This is a genomic window from Herbaspirillum lusitanum P6-12, from assembly GCF_000256565.1.
Classification (GTDB): Bacteria; Pseudomonadota; Gammaproteobacteria; order Burkholderiales; family Burkholderiaceae_D; genus Herbaspirillum; species Herbaspirillum lusitanum.
This window is the reverse complement of the sequence record NZ_AJHH01000256.1, coordinates 1-6,586: the sequence shown is the minus strand read 5'-3', so window position 1 is coordinate 6,586 and position 6,586 is coordinate 1. Positions and strand designations below refer to the sequence as shown.

Sequence of the window (6,586 nt, the reverse complement as noted above, 5' to 3'; positions counted from 1 at the left end):
ATGGGCGGGACGGGCCGGTGCCGAAGACCTGGATTTCCAGCTTGGGCACCAGGCATTCGATTTCAAATTCCTGGTTGTGCGCCGCGCCGTGCGTGGCGACCACGTTGTATTGCGGCAGCGGGATTTTCTTGCCCTGCAGATATTCCTGCAGCAGCGTCTTGGCGTCCTTGCCGAGCGTCTTCGGGTCGACGGTGTCGAGAATCGGGATGTACAGCGAGCGAATCACGTCGCGCGCGGCGTTGAAACCGGCGTCGAGGAAAATCGCGCCGAACAGCGCTTCCAGCGTGTCGGCCAGAATCGACGGACGGCGAAAGCCACCCGACTTCAGCTCGCCTTCGCCGAGCCGCAAAAACTGCGACAGGTCGAGGCGTTGGGCGATTTCGTACAGCGATTGCTGCTTGACGAGGTTGGCGCGCAGGCGCGACAAGTCGCCCTCGTCGATCTTGTTGTAACGGTCGAACAGGAGCGAAGCGACGACACAGTTGAGGATAGAGTCGCCGAGAAATTCGAGGCGTTCGTTATGCAAGCTGCTATGGCTACGATGCGTCAAGGCCTGCTGCAGTAACGTAGCGTCCTTGAAGTTGTGCCCCAGCCGATTTTGCAATACTAATGGATCCATTTATTCATCCGTCGCTTAGAGATGCGAACCCGGCTGCGCTGTCTTGCCGCCTTTCGCCGACCTCCCAGGCCATCCGGCCGTTACCTGCAGCCCGCCGTCGTCGTTACAGAATACGCCGGACGGCTGGCTGTTGGATTTTCCTGGAGCAGAGAAAAACACCGGGAAAATGCCGTGTTCCGCTTCCGAAGAATCAATGCCTGACAGAAACTTAATGGAAACTGCCGATACGCTTCAGATTACCCAGATTCATCCAGACAAAAAATGCTTTTCCGACAATGTTCTGATCCGGCACGAAGCCCCAATAGCGGCTGTCCAGGCTGTTGTCGCGGTTGTCGCCCATCATGAAGTACTGCCCGGCAGGCACGGTGCAGGCAAAGCCTTCCGTGTTGTAGCTGCATAGTTCATGCTGAGGGAAAGCGTCCGGATTCGGTACAAAATTGGGAGCGCGCTCATCCGTCAGTATCTTGTGATCGACGCCGGTCAGGTTTTCCTGCCATTGCTTATAGTACGTCAGATTCTCATCATCCAGATAATCTGGCAATGGCTTGTAAGAAACTTCTTTACCATTTACTGTTAGGTGCTTGTTTTTATAGACAATTTTATCACCTGGCACGCCGACAACGCGCTTGATGTAGTCAACCGTCGTATCCTTCGGGTATTTGAACACCATCACGTCGCCGCGCTGCGGATCGTTGATGCTGATGATCTTCTTGTTCACGATCGGCAAGCGAATGCCGTAGGTGTATTTGTTCACCAGGATCAGGTCGCCCACCAGGAGGGTCGGCACCATTGAGCTCGATGGAATCTTGAACGGCTCATACAGGAACGAGCGCAGGAAAAACACCAGCGCGATGACCGGGAAGAAGCTGCCCGAATATTCGATCCAGGTCGGCTGACGCAACAGATCGGCTTCGATCCTGGCGCGGCTGGAGGTGTCGCTCTTGACGCCGTCGTTGGCGTTTTTGGCGATACGGGCATCGAACTCGGCCAGTGCGGCATCGGCCTTCGCGCGTCGTTGCCTGGACCAGAAATAAGTATCCATGAACCAGATGACGCCGGTCAGCACCATCAACACGAACAGAATCAGTGCGAAATTGCCTAAGAGAGCCTGCAGGTTCATTTGTCGTCCACTTGTAAGATTGCCAGGAATGCTTCCTGCGGAATTTCCACCGAGCCGACCTGTTTCATGCGCTTCTTGCCGGCCTTCTGCTTTTCGAGCAGCTTGCGTTTGCGGCTGATGTCGCCGCCGTAGCATTTGGCCAGCACGTTCTTGCGCAACGCCTTGACGTTTTCACGCGAAATGATGGTGGCGCCGATGGCGGCCTGGATCGCCACGTCGAACATCTGGCGCGGAATCAGCTCACGCATCTTGGCAGCCACGGCGCGGCCGCGGAACTGGCTGTTGGCGCGGTGCACGATGATGGCCAGTGCATCGACCTTTTCGCTGTTGATCAGCATGTCGACCTTGACCACGTCGGCCGAACGGTATTCCTTGAACTCGTAGTCCATCGACGCATAGCCGCGCGAGGTCGACTTCAGGCGATCGAAGAAGTCGAGCACGATTTCGGCCATCGGCATTTCGTAGGTCAGTTGCACCTGCTTGCCGTGGTAGCTCATGTTGATCTGCACGCCGCGCTTTTGCGTACACAGCGTGATGACCGAACCGACATATTCCTGCGGCATGTACAGATTGACCGTGACGATAGGCTCGCGCACCTCTTCGATCCTGGACGGCTCCGGCATCTTCGATGGATTGTCGACCATCAGGATGGTGCCTGCGCCATCGCGCATCACGACTTCGTACACCACTGTCGGTGCGGTCGTGATGAGGTCCATGTCGAACTCGCGCTCGAGACGTTCCTGCACGATTTCCATGTGCAGCAACCCGAGGAAGCCGCAGCGGAAACCGAAGCCCAGCGCTTGCGAGACTTCCGGTTCGTATTGCAGGGCGGCGTCGTTGAGCTTGAGTTTTTCGAGCGAGTCGCGCAGCGCGTCGTATTGATTCGCTTCGACCGGGAACAGGCCGGCGAACACTTGCGGCTGCACTTCCTTGAAGCCCGGCAGCGGCTCGCTGGCCTTGTTCGCAGCCAGCGTGACGGTGTCGCCGACCTTGGCCGCCTTCAATTCCTTGATGCCGGCGATGATGAAGCCGACCTGCCCTGCCGACAGCGTTTCGCGCGATTGCGACTTGGGTGTGAAGACGCCGATGCTTTCGGTCAGGTGCGTCGACTCGGTCGCCATCAGGAAGATTTTTTCCTTCGGACGCAAGGTACCGTTGACGATGCGCACCAGCATGACCACGCCGACGTAATTGTCGAACCAGGAATCGATGATCAGCGCCTGCAACGGCGCGTCCGGATCGCCCTTCGGCGCCGGCACTTTGGCGATCATCGCTTCGATGACGTCTTGTACGCCCAGGCCGGTTTTGGCCGAACATGGCGTGGCGTCGGAGGCATCGATACCGATGACTTCTTCGATCTCGCTCTTGGCGTTGTCGGGGTCAGCCGACGGCAAGTCGATCTTGTTGAGCACGGGGACCACTTCAACACCCAACTCCAGCGCCGTGTAGCAGTTGGCCACAGTCTGCGCTTCCACGCCTTGCGATGCGTCGACGACCAGCAGCGCACCTTCGCATGCCGACAACGAGCGGCTGACTTCATAACTGAAGTCGACGTGGCCCGGCGTATCGATCAGGTTGAGGTTGTAGATCTGGCCGTCCAGCGCCTTGTAATGCAAGGCTGCGGTTTGCGCCTTGATGGTGATGCCGCGCTCGCGCTCGATGTCCATCGAGTCGAGCACTTGAGCTTCCATCTCGCGGTTGGAGAGGCCGCCGCACAACTGGATAATGCGATCGGCGAGCGTGGATTTGCCGTGGTCAATATGGGCAATGATCGAGAAATTACGGATATTGTTCATTAAATTGCAGAAAACGATGAAAAAAGGCGCTCCAGAATGGGAGCGTCTCCCAATTGAGCGCCTTTACAACAGCTTTTGTTCAACCCGTCATTCTACCGGATTTCAGAGGGTAAAACCCGAATAAGCCATTGACGGCTTGCGGTCCGGAGTGATTCTGTGGCCTTGGGATTGCCCGGCAACCGAAATATCGAATCAATTGCTTTAAAGCAAGAATTTTTCAACAGCCGCGACATCCAGAAAATAATGGCATAGCTGTACTGCAGGCTGCCCTTGCCGTTGTCCGACGAGTACCGGCACCAGTTCGTCATAGCGCCGCACCAGCGCTTCGTCGGCATCAACGTCGATAATCTCCACAGTGAAGTCGTACGCCGGGCGGAATTTTTCCAGCGCGTGCAGCATGTCCTCGCATAAGTGACAGTAGGAACGGGAATACAGGATGAAATGGACAGAGGACATCGGACGTTCCGGTTCAGGCGCGAAGTTCACAAAATAAAGGCTGCAACCCGTGGGGTGCAGCCTTCATGCTGAAAGAATGACGTGGACGCGGGCTTGCGCCCCGCATTCTCAGTTGCCGCTGGCGCTTGGACGCAGAGGCACGAACTGCGACGAGTCGCCGCGACGCACCAGCACTGCTGCGCGCTTCTTCGGATCCAGCTTGGCCACCAGGCCGTTGAATTGCCTGGAGTCCTTGATATCGACGTCGTTGAGTCGCTGGACCACATCGCCTGCACGCAAACCGGCTGCTGCCGCCACGCCGACTGCAGACTCCACCAGCACGCCGCTGTCGACCTTGAGTTCTTTCTTCTGCGCGTCGGAGAGATCGCTGACCACCAGACCCAGGGAATTCGGCGCCGCTTCCTGCTTCGGCTTCTTCTCTTCCACCTTGGCCGGCTTGTCGGCTTCGATCTCCACGACGGTCACGGCGATATCGCGGGCACTGCCCTTGCGCCAGATATTGACAGTCGCGCGCGAACCCGGCTTGGTGCCGCCGACCATGCGCGGCAGATCGCTCGGCTTCTCGATGGCGACACCGTTGAATTTCAGAATGATGTCGCCGGCTTCCAGCCCGCCCTTTTCTGCAGGGCCACCCGGCTCAATGCGCTGCACCAGCGCCCCCTGCGCCTTGGCCAGACCCAGCGATTCAGCCACGTCCTTGGTCACTTCGCCGATTTGGACACCGATACGGCCGCGCGTGACGCGACCGGAAGCCTTCAGCTGATCGGAAACGCGCAGCGCTTCATCGATGGGCACCGCAAAAGAGATGCCCATGAAGCCGCCTGAACGACTGTAAATCTGCGAATTGATGCCGATCACTTCACCCTTCAGATTGATCAGCGGGCCGCCGGAGTTACCGGGATTGACCGCGACGTCAGTCTGAATCAGCGGCAGGTAATCGCCGGTGTCGCGCGCCTTGGCGGAAATGATGCCGGCGGTCACGGTGTTTTCCAAGCCGAATGGCGAACCGATCGCCAGCACCCATTCACCGGCACGGATCTTGTCCGAGTCGCCGATCACCAAACGCGGCAGGCTGGTGCCGTCAATCTTGAGCAACGCCACGTCAGTACGGGTGTCGGAACCGATGATCTTGGCCTTGAACTCGCGCTTGTCGGTCAGCGTCACGTAGACGTCGCTGGCGCCCTCAACCACGTGGGCATTGGTCATGATGTAACCGTCTGCCGAAATGATGAAACCGGAGCCGACGCCGCGCGGCACTTCTTCCTGCTGGGCGCTGCCGCCCTTGCGATTGGGATTAGGACGCGGTGTGTTCGGCGTATTGGGTTGCTGCTGGCGCGGCATCGGCACGCCGAAGAAGCGGCGGAAAAATTCCTGCATTTCCTCATCGTCCGCACCAGCTTGCGGCTGGCCGGTCTTGACGCGTTCAGTGGTGCGGATATTGACCACGCCCGGACCGGTGCGGTCGACGATATCCGCGAAGTCAGGCAGGCCGGCGACGGCAGGCGCTGCAACCGCCGCACTCAAGCCGGTCAACGCAGGAGACAAGGCAAAAATGGAAGCGCTCAGTAACGACGACAACAAGATTTTCTTGGCGGGAATCATCATTGGTATTTTTCGTATTATTTGGATTTGAATTCTATGGAATTCGACACTTGCCGAATGGCCGAGCCCGGCACCTCGCCGACTACGGTGAGCCAGTAATCGCCTTGACGACGGCCCACGATATTCATTGCGCCCTGCTGCATGGAGCCTTCGGTACGGCTCTGCGAACCCGGCTCGATGAATACGGAAATCGCCGCCAGTCCATCGGAAAACACGATTTGCGACACTTCCCGCTGTGTCGTCACGCCATGCTGCGTCGCGGACGCGCCGGTGTTCTGCGTGTCGGAAATCAGGCGTTTGACTTCCTGGATTTTTTTGAAGCCCGGCGGCGGAGTTACCGACCAGCCGGCCAGGTTGACCTGGCTCATGACCGAATTTTCGATATGCCAGCCGTTGGTGTTGGTGATGCTCGGCTTGACGCGATTGTGGTCGATGTTGCCGATCTCGATCTGAGTGAAGGAAATCTGCTCCACCACTTCGTTCTTGGCATCGAAGGTCTGTGCACGCAACAGCAAGCCGGTCGCCTTGTCGGCCCATAGCTTGTAGCCGTAGCGCAATTTATCCTTGGGCTCGAGGATCACCGCCTGGCAATCGTGCCCCGCCACACGGCCGGTCTCGCCCATCTTGACGCTGTAGTAATCCACCAGGTCGGTGGGATTGGCTGCAAGAATGGCCGGGAACACGTCGCGCGTGACGCGCTTTTCGATCAGGACGGTTTTCGCCTCGGGAACGTAACAGGCGACGTCGTCGTTGTTGCGGATATATTCACGCGGCTTGCCATCGAGAACTTCCAGCTTCTCGATTTCGTTTTTGCCGGACAGAATGTGCGTGATGCGCGAAGTGCGCATCTGGTTGGACTGCTGGTAGACGAAAGTGCCTGAATAATTGAGCCGCTGCGCTGCGGATTGAATTTTTTTTAGTAAGACCTGCGCATCCTGATTGTTGTTTACTTTTGTCGGCAATGCATTCTCCGCCTTGGCGGGGGGGGGGGGG

The 6,586-nt window shown here is 57.9% G+C and carries 6 protein-coding genes; all 6 read right to left on the bottom strand.

Annotated elements, in window-relative coordinates:
- On the bottom strand, window positions 1-619 hold a 619-nt coding region (gene rnc / locus HLUSI_RS0108415; RefSeq protein ID WP_040503281.1), incomplete at its 3' end, for a ribonuclease III.
- Window positions 620-827: 208 nt separating this feature from the next.
- Window positions 828-1,739 carry a signal peptidase I gene (gene lepB / locus HLUSI_RS0108410; protein ID WP_016833551.1) on the bottom strand — a complete coding sequence of 304 codons (912 nt, stop codon included), beginning with the start codon at window positions 1,737-1,739 and terminating at the stop codon, window positions 828-830.
- A complete protein-coding gene (lepA, locus tag HLUSI_RS0108405; RefSeq protein ID WP_016833550.1) occupies window positions 1,736-3,535 on the bottom strand; it encodes a translation elongation factor 4 in 1,800 nt (599 codons plus the stop codon). Before lepA ends, lepB begins: the two co-directional genes overlap by 4 nt.
- Before the next feature lie 201 nt (window positions 3,536-3,736).
- Window positions 3,737-3,991, bottom strand: coding sequence for a glutaredoxin family protein (locus HLUSI_RS0108400; RefSeq protein WP_016833549.1), 255 nt, complete (start codon window positions 3,989-3,991; stop codon window positions 3,737-3,739).
- 108 nt (window positions 3,992-4,099) lie between these two features.
- Window positions 4,100-5,593 (bottom strand): DegQ family serine endoprotease, encoded by a 1,494-nt coding sequence (locus HLUSI_RS0108395; protein ID WP_029363288.1) that lies wholly within the window; start codon window positions 5,591-5,593, stop codon window positions 4,100-4,102.
- A 17-nt stretch (window positions 5,594-5,610) separates the two neighbouring features.
- The coding region (locus tag HLUSI_RS0108390; protein WP_050977665.1) for a MucB/RseB C-terminal domain-containing protein at window positions 5,611-6,586 on the bottom strand (976 nt) is incomplete at its 5' end.

Coding starts and splice junctions, on each gene's coding strand:
- HLUSI_RS0108400 (WP_016833549.1), bottom strand. CDS start 3,991: ATGTCCTCTGTCCATTTCATCCTGTATTCCCGTTCCTACTGTCACTTA.
- lepA (WP_016833550.1), bottom strand. CDS start 3,535: ATGAACAATATCCGTAATTTCTCGATCATTGCCCATATTGACCACGGC.
- lepB (WP_016833551.1), bottom strand. CDS start 1,739: ATGAACCTGCAGGCTCTCTTAGGCAATTTCGCACTGATTCTGTTCGTG.
- HLUSI_RS0108395 (WP_029363288.1), bottom strand. CDS start 5,593: ATGATTCCCGCCAAGAAAATCTTGTTGTCGTCGTTACTGAGCGCTTCC.